A 17,237-nucleotide genomic window follows, 5' to 3' on the forward strand; every position below is an offset into this window, starting at 1 on the left:
CTCTATATACCGGCACGATATTTGCATGTAAGAAAATGTAACTATTTTCTATTTTAAGGGGGCTTAAAAACATGAAAGAACATCCTAACAAAAAAATGGACGGGTCTGCATCAGAACTTCATGATCGTGATGCTGCCCATCTGGCATCGCTTGGATATGAATCAGAATTTCGTCGCGACATGAGTCCATGGGCAAACTTTTCGCTTGGGTTCACCTATCTTTCTCCTGTAGTAGGTGTGTACACATTATTTGCATACGCACTTGCTCAAGGCGGCCCACCAATGATTTGGAGTCTTATCATCTGTGGTCTCGGACAATTACTAGTCGCACTTGTCTTTAGTGAGATTGTTGCACAATTCCCTGTTGCTGGAGGAGTTTATCCTTGGGCCCGAAGATTATGGGGGCGAAAGTATGCGTGGATGACTGGCTGGGTTTACTTAATAGCTTTGTTTGTTACGATTGCCAGTGTTGTATATGGAGCAGGACCTTTTCTGGCAGAGATTTTGGGTTTCAAAGTATCAGTGGACTCAACCATTCTTTGTGCAATCGTCATACTAGCACTATCGACAATCATCAATTTCCTGGGTACAAAGGTTCTCGCAGCTGCAGCAATAATTGGTTTTACTGCTGAGATTATTGGCGCGCTTGCAGTTGGTTTTTGGCTGCTTTTTACTCAAAGGCATCACAGTCTTGATGTGCTCTTTGACTCTTTTGGTGCCCAAGGCGGCCATAGCTACTTTTATGCATTTGCTGGAGCTGGACTAATCGGAATTTTTCTATATTTTGGGTTCGAAGCTTGTGGTGATGTTGCAGAAGAAGTACCCAATCCAGGTGCTCTGATCCCAAAGGCAATGCGCAGGACGATTTACATTGGTGGTGCTGCCGCAGTTTTTGTTAGCCTAGCTTTAGTACTTTCCATTGCTGATATTCCGGCAGTTATCGCTGGAAAAGACGTTACGCCGGTTGATACGATATTAACTAATGCATTTGGTAGTGTTGGTGCAAAGATCGTAATGGGTATTGTATTGATTTCTTTCCTTTCATGTGCAATAAGTTTACAGGCTGCCGCCAGCAGACTTGCCTATTCTTATGGGCGTGATGACATGATTGTAGGAAGCCGATACTTAAAAAAGTTTTCACCTGCTCGTCACATTCCACCTTATTCGCTGCTTCTTGCAGCTATTGTTCCAGCTATTATTGTTCTTGGCTCAAAAGTATCTACAGACGCGCTCACAAAGATCATCAGTTTTGCGTCGCTTGGAATTTATATTGGATTCCAAATGGTTGTCCTTGCTGCACTTCGAGCTAGATTAAAAGGATGGAAGCCAAGTGGCAAGTACCAATTGGGCAAGTGGGGACTGCCTATCAATATTGGTGCTCTTGTCTATGGAATAATTGCAATGATCAACATGTGCTGGCCAAGAACGCCAGATGCAGCTTGGTATGATAACTATATCGTGCTCGTTTCGGGAATCGTAGTTGTCGCTGCTGGTTTACTGTATATGATGATTCATCGCAGCTACGGACATAGCAAAATGCCGTATAATGATGCGATACCTAAAAAATATATCTCCCATCAAAACAATGACAGGCCAATGTAGGCTTGTTGTAAACTCATATTAGTGCGAGTTGCAGAGAAACGGGGGGAGTCCCTCCCCCTTGATGCATGGGGGCGGGTTCTTTTACCTAAAAAACAGTGCCTGTCACGTCCCGAATAATGTCGAAGAATTCGACAGAATGTGGGTGGTGACAGGCACTTATTAAATCCCTTTACTTTTAGCTTTCATGTCCATTATCAGCCTTACAGCATCATACTCAAGTAAATTTCTTACATCCTCTGTTACATCATTGTCTTTTTCAAGAATTTCCCGAAAATCATTAAGATGCTTAATAGATTGTTCCAATTTGGCCGTTTCCAAATGATGCTTGGACTGAGCCAGCTTATTTCTTAGTGTCATATACAAGCTGTGAACAACATCGCCCGATTCTAACATCCTATCAAGATTGTTGTTCATGGAATCATGGGTTATCTCTATAGGTTTTACTTTAAAGTTATCAAATTTCGTGGAATTATAGTATGATCTTAGCCCCACTTTTCCTTGAGTAAACGGCGTGCTGCTATTGTCTGTATATTCTATTTTAGGAGTATTCATATCACCAACATATATTTTAATATTTGTACCTTTTGCTTCCACTTTCATATGTTGCGATGTGTTTAATGGCTCACTTATTTTCGCACCTCTTAAGTAAGTCCAATTATAATTAAACTTCCCTAAGTGAACACCATCTTTATTAATATAGGCAATATATCCTTGCATAAAGTTTGGATTATTTTGACCTAGCTCGATACCATTGGCTGGATTATTCACTCTAAAAATAATCCCTCCGTCACCTGTTCCAGCTCCAATATTAATATCAGCTTCTACTGTATAATCTCTCCATCTTCGATCCCCGATTACAGACTTTGCAAAGGTTCCTGGTGCTGTACTGTACTCTCCTTCAATTGCTGGCGGTTCTTTTCCATCATCTAAAGTAAAATTAATACCTCTTAAGTCAAATTCACCTTTCACCATCTCGACCTTTATCGTGTGCTTTCCAGCTGGTAAGGATACTTTTTCTTTAATCACATTCTCCCAGTTATCCCAGCCTCCTGTTTTTGGGACATCCATGATACCTGTTAAATCAACAGTATCATCCAGCAAAAGTCTAATTTGACTTCCCTCAAGTTCTGTTGCAACTTTGATAGCTACTTGGTAGTTATCTTCTTTCTCAATGTCGACATTATATTTTAACCATTCTCCTGCTTGATTCCAGCCAACATTAAATCCACCTTCAGGATTGTTTCGAATATCTACAGAATCTCTCCTATATTTACCGCCAATATTCTCAGGCGAATTGTCGTGAAAGGCAACTCCTTCTCCGCCGGTTATATAATCAGCAGCCATTATGTTTCCTGGCAGCTTCTTATAGTTATCAAATGTATGAAGCGCGAGTCTGGATATATCAAATTCACCCTGCAGCGTGACTAACCTTAAAGTGTGTTTTCCGGCTGGTAAAGAAATGTTCTTTAATGAAACATTTCTCCAGTTATTCCAATCACCTGTATTTGGGATACTAATTTCTCCGGTTAAATCAATTTTTTCATCTAATAAGAGCTTTACCTTCGCTCCATCCTTAATTGCCGAAGTAAGCAGATCTAGACCATATATGCCTTCTTCTTCAACGTTTACATCATACGACAGCCATTCTCCTGCTTGATTTGAAGTTACGGCGTAATCACCTTCTAGAGTAGCTCTTATATCCACAGAATCATCACGATACTGTTCGCCACTATTTCCTACGGTGTTTTCATGATAGCCTACACCTTCTCCGCCGAGATTGTAATCTTCAGCTTCAATGATTCCCGGCACTGGCTTATGAATATCAAACGAAGAAAAATCAAGACTAGTAAAATCGAATTCACCTTCTACGATTTCAACTTTAATCGTATGCTCACCCTCTGGTAAATTAATACCTCTTTTGATTACAGGCTGCCAATTGTTCCAATCCCTTGTGTTCGGAACATCTAGGACACCGGTTAAGTCTATTTCATCATCTAACCATAATCGAACCTTAGCGGCATTAAATGTGGTCGCAGCATTTATTTGGACATTATAGAGTCCAGTTTCTTTAATAGATACATTGTATTTAAACCATTCTCCTGTTTGATTCCATCCAACCGCAGTGCCGCCTTTTGGATTATTTCGAATATCAACAGAATCTCCTCTTAATGCACCGCCAATATTTTCAGAAGAGGTATCGTGGTAAGCAACCCCTTCTCCACCAGTTATATAATAGGCTGCTGCTACGGAACCTGGTATTGGTTTATAAGCATCAAAAGAACTCGGTTTATTTGTTTTAACAGTCCAAAACCCTTCTAGTTCGTCCCAATCATCACTTTTTCCATCATTAAAATTTGAGGAGATTTCATTTACCTGCTTATGTTCTTGAAAATTCATCATAGACAAGTCAAATGTTCCATTTACAACGACAAGTTTTAGTGTGTGCATGCCTTTTGGTAAATCTAATCCTTCGATTGAAAATGTTTTCGATTCATCAGTCTTTGGGATATTTAATACACCAGTCAAATCAGTCGAGCCATCTAGCATTAGTTTCACTTGTGCATTGCCGCTTGACTTTGATACTCTTAGATCGACATTGTAAGTACCATTTGCTTCAACATTAATATTGTAATTCAACCATTCCCCAGCATCATTCAAACTTACCTTATAGCCGCCTTCGGAATTTGATATTATATCAACAGATTCCTTTCGATACTTGCCATTTGCATCTTCAGTGGTTGTATCATGATAGGCTGCGCCTTCCTCACCTGAATTAAAATGAACCGCCTCAATCTTTCCTGGTAAAGGCTTATAGGCATCAAACACATTACTTCCGTTCACTTTATTGCTAAAAGCAGTATAACCAAATGCGGCATGCATATCAGATGTTGCGTAACCGATCTTTCCTCCATTTAACTGAGATACCTCAGATGTTTGTTTTTGCATTCCATCAACAAAAACCTTAAATGTTGAAGATGATTTTTCCACTCTGATTTGGTGAAGCTTGGAATAATCATAGTCTTTTGGCAGGTCTGTTACATTTTTCTTTACCTCAACCCCGTTTACGAAAAAGGTTGTGACGAGTTGATTTTTATTAGGATTTAATACGGCTAATCCATAATTGTTTTCATCCTTGTAGGAAAAAACAGAACCAAAGTATGGATCACTACTCTGTCCCTTTTCAATCGATTTCATATTAAACTCTGCCGTGTAATCCGAAGTTGTAGATTCGTTTGTTAATTGTTTAAATAGGTTAGTATTATTAACAGTGGATTGTTGAAGCCATCCCTTCATATCTGATGCTATACTCCAACTGCCGCCGCCTATATTTCCCCATTTTTCTTCGAATGAAGACTGCGTGAATCGCTCACTGAAATCAGGCATGTCTGGGTTAGGCTGTTCTGTTGTAGTTGGACCAAGAACGAGCATTTTATCTCCATTCCATGCGATTCGATCTATATTCAAGTATCTGCCAGGATTGGCATGACTGTGATACACGATATAATCAGAGTCCAGGTCAGGTCCTCTAATGACTGAATTATGTCCTAGTCCTACATTCTCCCCTTCAGAATTTAGCAAAATTGGATTTTGATCAAAGGGATGAGTGAAACCAGAAACTGGACTTTCACTCATTGCATAATCGACACGATACGCCTTATTCCATACGTGATTTCCCGTGTAGGTCATATAATATTTACTATTTCTTTTTATAATGGTAGGTCCTTCAGTCCAGCCATTCATTTTTGCTCCAGTGTCTGAAGCTTTACCAAAAGTGTATGGATTTGACATGGGACGTGCATCAATTCTTTGATCCCCAGTACTGTAAAAATACCATTTACCGTCATCATCAATAAACACGTGACCATCAATACCCATACCCAGATTATTTGTCTGCTTCACAAAAGGGCCTAACGGGCTTGAGCTTTTGTACACATAATGTCCATTTCCACCAGGCGAGGTATACATGTAAAACTCACCATTCCAATAAACAACCTCCGGTGCATAGGCAGCTTTCGTTGTTGGTTCTTCTGTAACTAAGCCGGAATACTCCCAATTCACCAAATCATTGGACTTCCAAGCTTTTACTCCACTCTTATCATCTACGGTACTTACATATAGATAATAGGTACCGTTATACTTTAAAATAAAGGGATCTCCTTCTCCATAGAACACACCTGTATCCCATTTCCAAGAATTTGATAATTTATATGGATTACTATAGGCAAGTGACGTTATAGGGCCGGACAAAATAAAGATAGCTACAATTCCCATCATAAAGATCCTTTTCAGAAAATTCCCCTCCTATTATTAAACCTGGTAGTTTGCTAGCTTTGATATGGTTTTATTTTTAGCAATTGCTAGAATTCCAGCCGATAAAAATAAAAAAGCTCCTAATATATCCATAACCAAATAGGAAAGTATCCCTAATACGATAAACCATATAGGTTTTTTGATTTCTGGTTGATCATCTTTCATTGATTTCGCTAAAACAAAGTTTACAATTCCTAAAATAACAAATAACAAACCAAAGGAAACCGAAAACATATATAAACTGCCGAAAATAGATTGGGCTGCCTCAAGTTTTGCAACAGTATTATACGAAGTATTTAATCCTTCTTTTTTTAAAAAGGACGCATAAACAAATATTGTAAGGAGACCTGATACTATTTGCCATAAAGATCCTGCCAAAATGATTTTTCTCTCAAGTTTTCTATTCATTATTAAACCTCCTTTAGAGAAAAGGATTAGTTGCATAAATCCTGTTATCCTTTAACTCCTGATGATAAAGAAAGTGATTCCATAAAATACTTTTGTGTAAATAAATAAAGAATAAATGTTGGAACAATAGCAATCAATGCGCCAGTTAAGGCGTGAGCAATATCAAGTGCGTACATTCCCTGCAGCAATTGTAAACCTGGAGTTATTGGCATTTTTTCAATATCATTAAATACAATGGATGGCCATAAGAAGTCATTCCATGAGGCTGTAAAAGTAAAGAGTGCAACAACAGTCAGAACTGGTCTCATTAACGGTAAAATCAACTTCATAAAAATTTGAAAGTCGGAAGCTCCATCGACTCTTGCAGATTCATCAAAATCAATAGGAATACCTTGCATAAATTGTTTAACTAGAAAAATATTAAAAACTGCTGCCGAGCCGGGGACAATCGCTGCCAAATAGTTATTTACCCATCCTAAAGTATCCATAATTTTATAGAGTGGAATAAGATTTACTACTGCTGGAAACATCATCGTTGCCATTAAGAACACAAAGATAGCATCTCTTCCCTTGAACTTCATTCTTGAATATCCATATCCGGCCAATGAAACAATTACTAAAACCAATACTGTTTGCGATACCGAAATAATTAACGAGTTCATAAACCATTTGGCTACTGGAGCACTTGTGTTTTGAAAAAGAACATCTTGATAATTACCTATAACCCAATGAATCGGAAGGATCGTGAAAGCATTTGATTGAATGTCAGCTTCACTTTTAAATGATGAAAAGAATGTATACAATAGAGGAATTACCCAAATTACGGCCATTAAGGTTAAAAATATAATAGAAACAAATTTTGAAACTGCTTTTTTCTCCAAAGAAAAAGCACCTCCTAATCACGTTGTCTTAAAAAGATAAATTGTATGGCTGAAACGACCATAATACATAAGCCAAGGACCACAGCCATTGCTGATCCAATACCTGCAATAGAAATTCCCGAACCAAATGCGTTTTGTTGAATGTACATTAATAACACGGAAGTTGAGCTCGTTGGTCCGCCATTTGTGAGCATGAGTGGTTGTCCATATACGTTAAATTGAGAAATGGTCGTAATCACAAGGGTATATAATATTTGAGCTCTTATGCTAGGGAGAGTAATTCTAAAAAACTTTTGAACGCTATTTGCCCCATCTATCGAGGCAGCTTCATATAAATCTTTTGGAATACCGTTAAGTGCTGCCTGATATATGATCATATTGGCACCAATCGTCCACCACACGGTTACAATAACTAACGTAATCCATGCATATGGTTGTGTAGCTACCCAGTTCGTATCAACATTCAGGTAATGATTAATCGGTCCAAAAGAAACACTAAATAGCATATAAAAGATAATCATTACTGCCGAAACTGAGAACAATGTAGGCATGTAGAATAATGCCTGAAAAAACTTTAATCCCTTGGGTTTCGTATTAAGACTTGCAGCTAAAAGTAATGGAATAATGATACAGGCTGGAACTGTAAAAAGCACAAATTTAAAAGTATTTCCTAAACCAACACGCAGCTGTTCATAAAATGTAGAATCTTTGTTTACTAATATTTCGGTATAATTAGCAAGACCTACAAATTCTGGATCACCAATTAAATCCCAGTTGGTAAAGGATATATAAATACCATAAAAAGTGGGGAGTAAAAAGAAAATGGCAAATAAAATGAGATGTGGACCAATGTAAAGATAGGGAGATAGATTCAATCGTTTTTTTCTATGCTTCTTTTCAAGAACTGATGACATATGTAATTCCTTTGTCTCTTCAACATTTATCATATATTTTAACTCCTATTCTTTAGTTATCGAATAGAGAGAGAAATCCTTAAGGCCATATAAGGATTTCTCAATAATTTACATTAATCGTCAATAGGGTTATTTCTTATTATTTGTTGCGATCTTATCCTCAACAGCTTTTTGAGCAGCTTTTAACCCTTTATCAATATTTAATTTTCCAAAAATAGCATCCCCTACTAATTTATCAACTTCTTCAGCAACAAAGCCATTATACTTATAATCAAAGATTTTGAGAGTTTTCTGTAATTCCGGATCTTCGATTAAGAAGGCTTGTGGCAATTTTTTATATTCTGGATTTGCCAACGTTGCTAATGCTGCAGGATTTTGCCCGGCTTGTGCCCATGGAAGAGAATTTTCGCGAACGTATTCAAGGAAATCCATGATACCCTTCTCTTTTTCTTCTGATCGATTTTTATCGGTAAACATTACAAATTGGTGAGATGATGTCCAATTCACGATTTTATCAGGCGAAATTTGTGGGAAATTTGTTAAGCCCCAATTTAATTTTTTTGATTCTTTTAAACTGTTTTGCATCCAAATACCTTCAGGATAAAAGATAGCTTTACCGGATTTAAATAACTGGCCAGGGTCTTCCCCATCCTTGTTCGCAATTTTATCATCGATGAGACCTTTTAATAATTGCAGTGCTTCCTTCGCTTCTGGAGTATCAAGTGTTGGTTTTTCACCATCACTTGTAATATCCCCGCCAAGTTGATTGTAAATAGATAAGAAAATTGGTCGAGTCCAAGTTATACCAATACCTGTAATCTTGTCATTTTTGGATTTTTCTCCAGCTGCTCTTATTTCATCAAAAGTAATAACATTATCATCTAGGGCATTCGGTGCATATTTTTCTAATAAATCTTTATTGTAGTACATAACAAAACTGTGTACGTCTAGCGGAACACTATATCTGCTGCCATTAATGTCACCAATGTTCCATCCTGCTGGTACATAGTTTTCTGCTTTAATTCCAGGGTAATCAGCTAATTTATCATCATAAGGTGTTAAAAGATCATTATCAACAAATTGTTTAATCCTCTCAGCATGTACAATCGTCAGATCAGGAATCCCTTTTCCTGAGTTCACTACAGTTGGAATCTTTTTATACATATCATCTGCTTCAATTGATACATTTTTCACCTTAAATTTTGGATTGGTCTTGTTGTAATCATTTACAATTTGTTTCATGTTTTCACCATCAGGACCTGTAAATGGATTCCAATATACAATCTCATTTTTAGCTGTACTAGTACTTGAAGAGCTTGAAGAACTTGAACTACATCCTGATAAAGCAACTAATAACACTAAAATGATAGAAAACATAGAAACTACTTTTTTTCTCATATTGTTTCCCCCTGATTCGTTAATTAATATTTTACCTGCCAACCAAAAATCCTGTCTCCCTCCCTTTTCTGCATTTTAATAGAATTGGGATTTATTAAAACTGGGAATAAAAATCCTATTTAACAATCCCAGCATGCCACATATCATTAATCATTCGAATCTTTTTTAAATCACACTTTGGAGTACGATCGTACATCAATAGACCATTAATCTCCTGTTCAACATCTGTTAATTGTGTATAACAATATCCATGTAATGAATGCGATTCATACACTGCCTTCATGACACGCTCATAGTCAGCCAGGTAATCTTCCTCATTCGTAACAGTCGTGTAACCCCAGCCAATTTCTCTATTAAGTTTAAACCCAATTCCGCCAAACTCTGTTAATAGAATGGGTTCGCCACCATGGTTAAATCCTTCTGTATAGATTCTTCTACCCGCTGGTCTGAGTTAAGTAAATTTTCTTTATTGAGTAGTGCATTTCGAAACTCATCGTATTTTTCATATTCATATTTTTGTCCATGATTATAGTTATGGATTGCACAAATATCGGTTTTTGTTAATTCCCAGCCATCATTTGAAATGACTAGCCTTGTTGTATCAAGTGAATGAATGAAATGATACATCGCTGCCGAGTGGTGCTTTTGTTGTTCATTATTACATATGAGCGGAACACCCCAGCTCTCGTTCAACGGAACCCATGTTACAATACACGGATGGTTGTAGTCTCTGTTTATGATTTCAATCCATTCATTTGTGAGACGGGCAACGGCGTCTTCACTGAAAGATGGAGCTGCGGCACATTCTCCCCAAACCAGGAAGCCTAATTTATCTGCCCAATATAAAAATAATGGATCCTCTACCTTTTGATGTTTCCTGCATCCGTTAAATCCCATTTCTTTTGAAAGTTCGATATCCTTCTTTAAATCCTGTTAAGTTGGAGCTGTTAGTAAACCTTCTGGCCAGTACCCTTGATCGAGCACTAGTTTTTGATAGTATGGTTTATTATTTAAATAGACCATCCCATTTTCAGTATGAATTTTTCTCATTCCAAAATAAGAGGTGATTTCATCCAGAATATGATCCTGTTCTCTCATACGTATCGTCACATCAAAAAGGTTAGGAGTTTCTGGTGTCCAATTCCATCCAGCATGATGAAAACCGGTTCTGAATATTTTCCTATTATATAGATTAATAGATCGCTTTAAATATCCATCCGTTATTAATACTGTGTCTTTAACTACTTTTTCTCCTTTAAAGGAAATATCAATTTCGAGGCTTTTTTCAACATATTCACCTGAAAATTCAACATCTATAATAATGTCTCCATTATCAATATCTGGAGTAAACTTTACCTTCTTTATATGAGTTTTATTTACTGCCTCCAACCAAACCGTTTGCCAAATTCCAGTGATTCCCGTATACCAGATTCCACCTGGCTTATCAAGCCAATATTGCTTCCCTCTGGGGATCGTTTCCTCTATAGATGGATCTTCGACTCTCACAACCACTGTCTGCATTCCACTTATTAAGTAACTCGTTATGTCAAAGGAGAATGGGGTGTGTCCACCTTCGTGCGTTCCAGCCAGTTTTCCATTAATAAAAACCGTTGCCCGATAGTCTACTGCTCCAAAGTGCAACATTATTTGTTTGCCAGCCATTGTATCAGGGATCACAAATTCTCTCCGATACCAGACCCAATCATGAAACGAAGAGTCATTTATCCCGCTAAGCTTTGATTGAAAGGCAAAAGGTACATTTATTTTTCGTGTATATTCCTTATGTTTTTCAAACCATTTCTCATCGAATCCGATATTCTGATCATCAAATTCGAATTCCCAGTCACCATTTAAATTAACCCAATTACTTCTTACGAATTGTGGTCGGGGATATTCTTGTCGCAATACCATAAACTTCTCCTTTAAATTATGGAATTAATTATCATTAATAGTTTTGATTTTCTTTAGATCTACTTTTGGTACTCTATCTTCATTCAATAATCCATTAATCTCTTGTTGCACATCTGTAATTTGTGTATAGCAAAACCCGCTTATATAGGGTGTATTTTTAATTCCTTGAGTAATAGATTCATAACGACGTAAAAAGTCATCTTCACTCGTTACTTGGTTACCATATCCCCAGCCTTTTTCTGAATCAAACGCGATGCCTCCATACTCACTTAGAATGATTGGCTGACCCTTGTATGTATAACCTTTTGCCATAGCATGCTTAGAATGATTAAAAGCAATTTCATTATTAACTATTTTTTCCTTATTGTTATAACGCTTTAAAAATCTATCACCGTATTCCTCATAATCATGTAAAGTAATAATGTCTGAAATAGTATGCTCCCAACCATCATTGACAATAACAGGCCGCATACTATCCATAGCTTTAGTAAGATAATAGATTCCTTCTGTAAACGTTTGTTGTTTACGGTCCGTATAAACATTTTTAATGCCCCAAGATTCATTAAAAGGCGTCCACGTTATGATGCTTGGATGATTATAATGCTGTTTTACAACTTCTATCCATTCTTCTGTGAAATTTTGAATAGCCTCATCTGAAAATTCATATGTTGCAGCCATTTCAGACCAAACTAGTAATCCTTTTTTATCCGCCCAGTATAAATAACGTTGATCTTCCACTTTCATATGCTTTCTTACACCGTTGAACCCCATCTCTAGTGTTCGATCTATATCCTCAACAATCGCCTCATCAGAAGGAGGAGTTAAATGTGATTCTCCCCAATAGCCTTGATCTAAAATGAGTTTTTGATAGATTGGAATGTTATTAAGCAATACATTGCCGTTTTCAATAGAAATTTTCCTCATACCAAAATATGACTTTACTTTATCTACTTCTATTCCATTTTTATATAATGTAAATTCAATATCATATAGATTTGGAGATTGAGGGCTCCAATGAAGAACTCTCCAATGATGAAATTCACTTGCAATATTCGTAATAATTGTCTGTACTCGTCGAATTACGGTTTGCTCAAATGATTTTACTTGCATACCATTAAAGGATATTGACGTCCTTAATTCTAAGGACTGATAAGTGTCATCTGAAATTTCATACTCAAACTCAACTGATTCCTTATCAATATCAGGCGTTATTTTGACAGTTTCAAGATGCGCTTCATTTAAAAATTCAAGCCACACTGTTTGCCATATTCCAGTTGTTTGAACATACCAGCATTCATAGCTATTTTCCAGCCACCTTTGTTTACCTCTTGGTTGAAAACAACTTTGACTATCTTCAATTTTTACGACGATGTTTAATTCCAGCTTTTCATCTAAATAATCAGTTATATTGAATGAAAAAGCGATTTGCCCTCCCCTTTTTTTACCAACAAATGTACCGTTTACCCATACCTTTGTTATATAATCAGCAGCCTGAAAATGGAGAATAATGTTCTTTTTTTCATATTCACTAGGAACAGCAACACTTTTCTGATACCAGACATTTGGACAAAATATTTCCTCTCCAATGCCGCTAGCCTTTGTTTCATACGTAAAGGGGACAATAATTTTTTTATCAAAGTGTTGCTCTAAATACCATTTTTCCTTTTCACCTTGATTCTCTCGATCAAATTTAAAATTCCATTCCCCATTTAAATTCATCCACTCTTGTCTTTCAAATTGAGGACGAGGATATTCTTTTCTTGGGATATTTTTTTCCATCATTCAACAATCTCCTTTAATGGAACCTGTACTGGCACAAAGTTTTTCACTTTTCTGAAAGTGCTTACAACTATATATTATATTAACTGATTTAACATTAATATACTAAATTTAGTATAAATTATACTTTTATTACCACTTAATAATTCAGAAAAATTGGGATTAGACAAAAAATAAAACCTAACTTTGACAAGAAGTTTTGTCAAAGTTAGATTTTATCAACTAATAATAAGCTTTCAAAATGCTCACACTGATTAAGTTTAACTGGCACAAAAATTCTTCTTGGATTATAGGTGCCATCAATTTGTTCTAATAAGAGCTCTACTGTTTTTTTGCTGCATTCTTCAATATTCTGCTCTATAAACGAAATTCCGGAAATTCCTGGTGGATCAAATGTAATTAATTCGATATCTCTGCCTGTTTCATTCTTAAGAGAAGTAATGGCTAAATGGGTATAGGAAGCCAGTTCAGCATTCATTGTAAACACTGCGGTCATTTCTGGTTTGGTCAATAGAAAATCTTTAATTAACTTGGGCGTTTTATTTTTAGAAATATCATTGAATTCTAATGTTAGCCAAAGATTTTTATTAATGGTGGTTTTCCGCTTTAATAAAGCATCCTCAAATCCTTTTGCCCTCTCTTCGGTAACCGTATTTGTAATAATTGGAGAAATTAACCCAATATTTTTATGTCCTTTATCTAATAAATATGAAATAGCTTCTAGAGTTCCATTTTCATTTTCTGAAGCCACACTATATGTTAAGATATTCTCCAAATATCGATCAATCAACACAAATGGAAACTTATCCAAGGAAAGTCGCAGCACTGCTTCGTTATAATTCTCTTTTTCGGTAGGAAAAATGATCATACCTTTAACTTCCATTTTTTTATACATTTCGATGGCAATTGCTTCCTCAAATTGGGACTCTCTTGTTATTTTTACGATTAATTGATGTCCATTTTTTGCAACATATTTTTCAATATAATTAACGAACTCTTGATCAATTTTGGTTTTCATCGTCGGTAAAATAAGTCCTATAAACCCTTTGGATTTATTCTGTTGATTCATCGAAGATGTAAAAGCACTCTCACTAACAAACGTTCCTTTCCCTTTTATTCTTTCTACTATTCCTTCCTCTGCAAGACCAGCAAGTGCATTCTTTGTCGTAATCTGACTTACATGATATTCCTCCATTAACTCTTTTTCGGAAGGAACACGATCACCCATTCGCAGCTTTCCGGATTGTATTTGTTCCTTAATTTTATTCTTTATTTGTTGATAAAGCGGTTCATTTTTAATCTTAACTCACCCTTCGTTCTTTATATACTAACTTATATTAACTATACTAATACCTAATATATTATTCTACAATTTATTTGTCTACCTAAATTAACATTAATCTGCATTATATTATCTCCTTTTTCAAACTTTTTTGGAAAAAACTGAATAAAAAAAGGGGGATATTACGTCTAATTAGGTTAGGAACATTAACATTTTTGAACCGAGGTGACAACATGTATAAATTATTAGAAATTCCTATAAGAATTTTTCTTATGGTATCAGGAATCCTTTTTGTGTTTGCTTTACCATCTTTAGTCGGAATAGGAGATACACTCACCATTAACTTTCAACCCTTTTGGAAGTATGTCGAAGCCAATTTTCAAAAGATAACCCAATTAGGCAGCCACAGTTTCATTCGTTTATATGAACAATTGAATCTGGCTGAAAGCTATCTTTATTCGATGACGATTGTCTTCAGTTCTCTATTGGTGGTCGTCTTCGTTGGGATGGCCGTGGCGATTTTGGTACAAATGGCTCCTAAAAAACTAGGAAACCTCTTTAAGAAAGTGATCAATTTTTTTGAAGCCGTACCGGACCTGCTTATCCTTTTTCTTTTTCAGTTTTTCGTTATTACACTTTATAAAACGACTGGTCTTAAGTTTTTACAGTTGTACGGTAACTTTGGTCATAAGCCATATGTAATACCGATCATTACCGTTTCATTTCTCCCAACCCTGTTTCTAATCCAATTTTTTATTAAGGTTTTGGAAGAGGAAGAGTTACGGGATTATGTTCTATACGGAAAAGCCAAGGGGCTCAGCCAGTTTAGAGTATTAATGGTTCATATGCTTCGCAACATTTTTCCGCTTTATATCATTCAGCTAAGAACTAGTATTTGGATCATTCTATCTACTATTTATCTCTTAGAGTTTATGCTTAACATTCCCGGCTTTACGAAAAATTTTGTGATATCCATTGGGACCGGAGAAATCTTAATGCTTGTTATTTGCCTGCTGTTGTTTACCGTACCTCTGCTGTTGATAGAAGCAACTGGCTACCTGGTGTCGAGGTTTTATAAAGGGAAGGAGAGTGCTAGTTTATGAGGACATATAGAAAAACAACCATTGGCGCCGCCATCCTTGTCCTTCTCTTTCTGGCTAGTTATTTCTATCCCCTTTACGGACCGGAGGACTTTAATAAGCAGACTATAATTATGGATGAAAAGTCTAATGTGATTGGCAGGGCACCGTTTCCACCTTCTTTGGAACATATCATAGGAACGGACCGAAACGGAGCGAATATGCTTCTTTTATTATTGTATGGTGCGAAATATACCCTGATCACCGCATTGGTGGTTGCCTTCTTAAGGGTTTTGCTCGGAGGATTAATGGGGGTATTTCTATCTCTTTATGCTCCATTATTAAAAAAATACTTTAAAGATTTCTTCATCATTTTTCGATACATACCCACTGTATTATTAGGAATCGTGGTCATGCTGCCGGTGCACGGTATGTTTGAAAAACCGGTTTCTTCTGTTATTGCTTATCAGATTTTGATGCTTGTGTTTTTGGGTTTTCCGTCGGTAACGATTTTTGCATCCGAACTGACAGATGAATTGACTAAAACTTCCTTTATAAGGAGCTCGTACTTAATGGGGGCAAATAAGTTTCATATTATAAAAAAACATTTGATGCCCTATTTCAAATCCTATGGAATCCTATTTACCATCCAGCAGCTATTAAGTACTTTGCAGTTGACGATGCATCTTGGGTTATTCGGATATTTCCTTGGCGGCCAAACGGTTGGGGGAATTATTGGGTATGATGACCCGCCAAAACCTGCATCTCTTTCTAATGAGTGGGCTGGTTTAATTGGACAAAATCTTTATGACTTTATTCAAGCACCCTGGATCATTTTTGGCCCCATTTTTGGTTTTCTATTTGTTATCTTAATAGTGAATATGATGAAAAAAGAACTAGAAGAAAATTTGAATGGTGCTTTGTTCATAAAAAGGAAAAAGAAAAAAGCAGAGTCCACGTCATCTTTTTCAAGCCAACCTGCGAAGGAACAGTTTGTTTTTGTTGAAAGTGATGAGTTATTAAAAGGAGCTGCTCATGCAGAAAAAGTAAGGCCTCGGAAAAAGTTTATTGGCAGGAAAGCTCTCTTAGTGGCATTAGCAGTGATCCTATTGGTGGTAATGGTTGTTTATAACCCCGGAAAAAAGACCTCAAATACGGAGTCAGCTGCTGAAAACAATGAGAAGAATCCATCTCAACCGGTTTCTATTAATGTGCCTAATGCTCAGACAGCTTCTGATCCACTGGAGCAAAGACCTCATGCCGTGGGGGAGGAGATTGAAATATCTGGCTCCACGCTGACTGTGACAAAGGTGGAAAAATCGGAGGGGAATGCAAGAGAGAAACCAAGAGAGGGAAGTGAGTTTATTATTGTAACGGTTCAACTAAAAAATACAGGAAAAGAACCGATGCGTTACGATCCTGCTTTTTTCGATGTGCTCGATAATAAAGGAAAGTCTTATCCACAGCCATTCATCATGATTGATATTGATACCACGCTTCCATCAGGAGATTTAGCGGCAGGGGAAAGCATTACCGGGACACTTGCCTTTGAAATGCCAAAAGATGTAAAGTTAAAACTCCGCTATTATCCTTTTCATGCTGTGGATGAATATGTGGTTAATCTCTAAACGTTTAAATGGCCTTCATCACATGATGAAGGCCATTTTTACACC

13 protein-coding genes are annotated in these 17,237 nt (G+C 36.6%); 3 read left to right on the forward strand and 10 right to left on the reverse strand.

The annotated features are described in order from the left end of the window. Window positions 1–71 precede the first annotated feature (71 nt). Window positions 72–1,601, forward strand: a complete 1,530-nt coding sequence (locus ACIFOT_RS28190) for an APC family permease (protein WP_430071014.1) — start codon at window positions 72–74, stop codon at window positions 1,599–1,601. Between the two features lie 159 nt (window positions 1,602–1,760). Here the strand turns inward: ACIFOT_RS28190 and ACIFOT_RS28195 are convergent, their stop codons facing one another. The 10 genes from ACIFOT_RS28195 to ACIFOT_RS28240 all read right to left on the reverse strand — a co-directional run bounded on the left by ACIFOT_RS28195 (window position 1,761) and on the right by ACIFOT_RS28240 (window position 14,503). Next, window positions 1,761–5,876 (reverse strand): carbohydrate-binding protein, encoded by a 4,116-nt coding sequence (locus ACIFOT_RS28195; protein ID WP_430071016.1) that lies wholly within the window; start codon window positions 5,874–5,876, stop codon window positions 1,761–1,763. A 33-nt stretch (window positions 5,877–5,909) separates the two neighbouring features. Then, the gene (locus ACIFOT_RS28200; protein WP_430071019.1) at window positions 5,910–6,320 is read right to left on the reverse strand and encodes a hypothetical protein; all 411 of its coding nucleotides are present in this window, start codon (window positions 6,318–6,320) and stop codon (window positions 5,910–5,912) included. A 44-nt stretch (window positions 6,321–6,364) separates the two neighbouring features. After that, window positions 6,365–7,201 carry a carbohydrate ABC transporter permease gene (locus ACIFOT_RS28205; protein WP_430071022.1) on the reverse strand — a complete coding sequence of 279 codons (837 nt, stop codon included), beginning with the start codon at window positions 7,199–7,201 and terminating at the stop codon, window positions 6,365–6,367. Between the two features lie 14 nt (window positions 7,202–7,215). Then, complete coding sequence (locus ACIFOT_RS28210; protein WP_430071024.1) at window positions 7,216–8,148, reverse strand: carbohydrate ABC transporter permease; 933 nt, start codon at window positions 8,146–8,148, stop codon at window positions 7,216–7,218. Window positions 8,149–8,244: 96 nt separating this feature from the next. Continuing rightward, the gene (locus ACIFOT_RS28215; protein WP_430071027.1) at window positions 8,245–9,513 is read right to left on the reverse strand and encodes an ABC transporter substrate-binding protein; all 1,269 of its coding nucleotides are present in this window, start codon (window positions 9,511–9,513) and stop codon (window positions 8,245–8,247) included. A gap of 115 nt (window positions 9,514–9,628) precedes the next feature. Beyond that, window positions 9,629–9,796 (reverse strand): hypothetical protein, encoded by a 168-nt coding sequence (locus ACIFOT_RS28220; RefSeq protein ID WP_430071029.1) that lies wholly within the window; start codon window positions 9,794–9,796, stop codon window positions 9,629–9,631. A gap of 101 nt (window positions 9,797–9,897) precedes the next feature. Further along, the gene (locus ACIFOT_RS28225; protein WP_430071032.1) at window positions 9,898–10,410 is read right to left on the reverse strand and encodes a glycoside hydrolase family 2 TIM barrel-domain containing protein; all 513 of its coding nucleotides are present in this window, start codon (window positions 10,408–10,410) and stop codon (window positions 9,898–9,900) included. Window positions 10,411–10,446: 36 nt separating this feature from the next. Continuing rightward, window positions 10,447–11,424 (reverse strand): glycoside hydrolase family 2 protein, encoded by a 978-nt coding sequence (locus ACIFOT_RS28230; protein ID WP_430071035.1) that lies wholly within the window; start codon window positions 11,422–11,424, stop codon window positions 10,447–10,449. A 24-nt stretch (window positions 11,425–11,448) separates the two neighbouring features. Next, window positions 11,449–13,206, reverse strand: coding sequence for a glycoside hydrolase family 2 protein (locus tag ACIFOT_RS28235; RefSeq protein WP_430071038.1), 1,758 nt, complete (start codon window positions 13,204–13,206; stop codon window positions 11,449–11,451). 205 nt (window positions 13,207–13,411) lie between these two features. Then, window positions 13,412–14,503: a GntR family transcriptional regulator gene (locus tag ACIFOT_RS28240; RefSeq protein WP_430071156.1), complete on the reverse strand. Its 1,092-nt coding sequence runs from the start codon at window positions 14,501–14,503 to the stop codon at window positions 13,412–13,414. Window positions 14,504–14,718: 215 nt separating this feature from the next. On the opposite strand from ACIFOT_RS28240, the gene ACIFOT_RS28245 reads away from it, so the two are divergent. Continuing rightward, window positions 14,719–15,588 carry an ABC transporter permease subunit gene (locus tag ACIFOT_RS28245; RefSeq protein ID WP_430071041.1) on the forward strand — a complete coding sequence of 290 codons (870 nt, stop codon included), beginning with the start codon at window positions 14,719–14,721 and terminating at the stop codon, window positions 15,586–15,588. Further along, the gene (locus ACIFOT_RS28250) at window positions 15,585–17,192 is read left to right on the forward strand and encodes a DUF4352 domain-containing protein (RefSeq protein WP_430071044.1); all 1,608 of its coding nucleotides are present in this window, start codon (window positions 15,585–15,587) and stop codon (window positions 17,190–17,192) included. Before ACIFOT_RS28245 ends, ACIFOT_RS28250 begins: the two co-directional genes overlap by 4 nt. Window positions 17,193–17,237 lie beyond the last annotated feature (45 nt).

This window comes from Neobacillus sp. NRS-1170 (assembly GCF_050468025.1).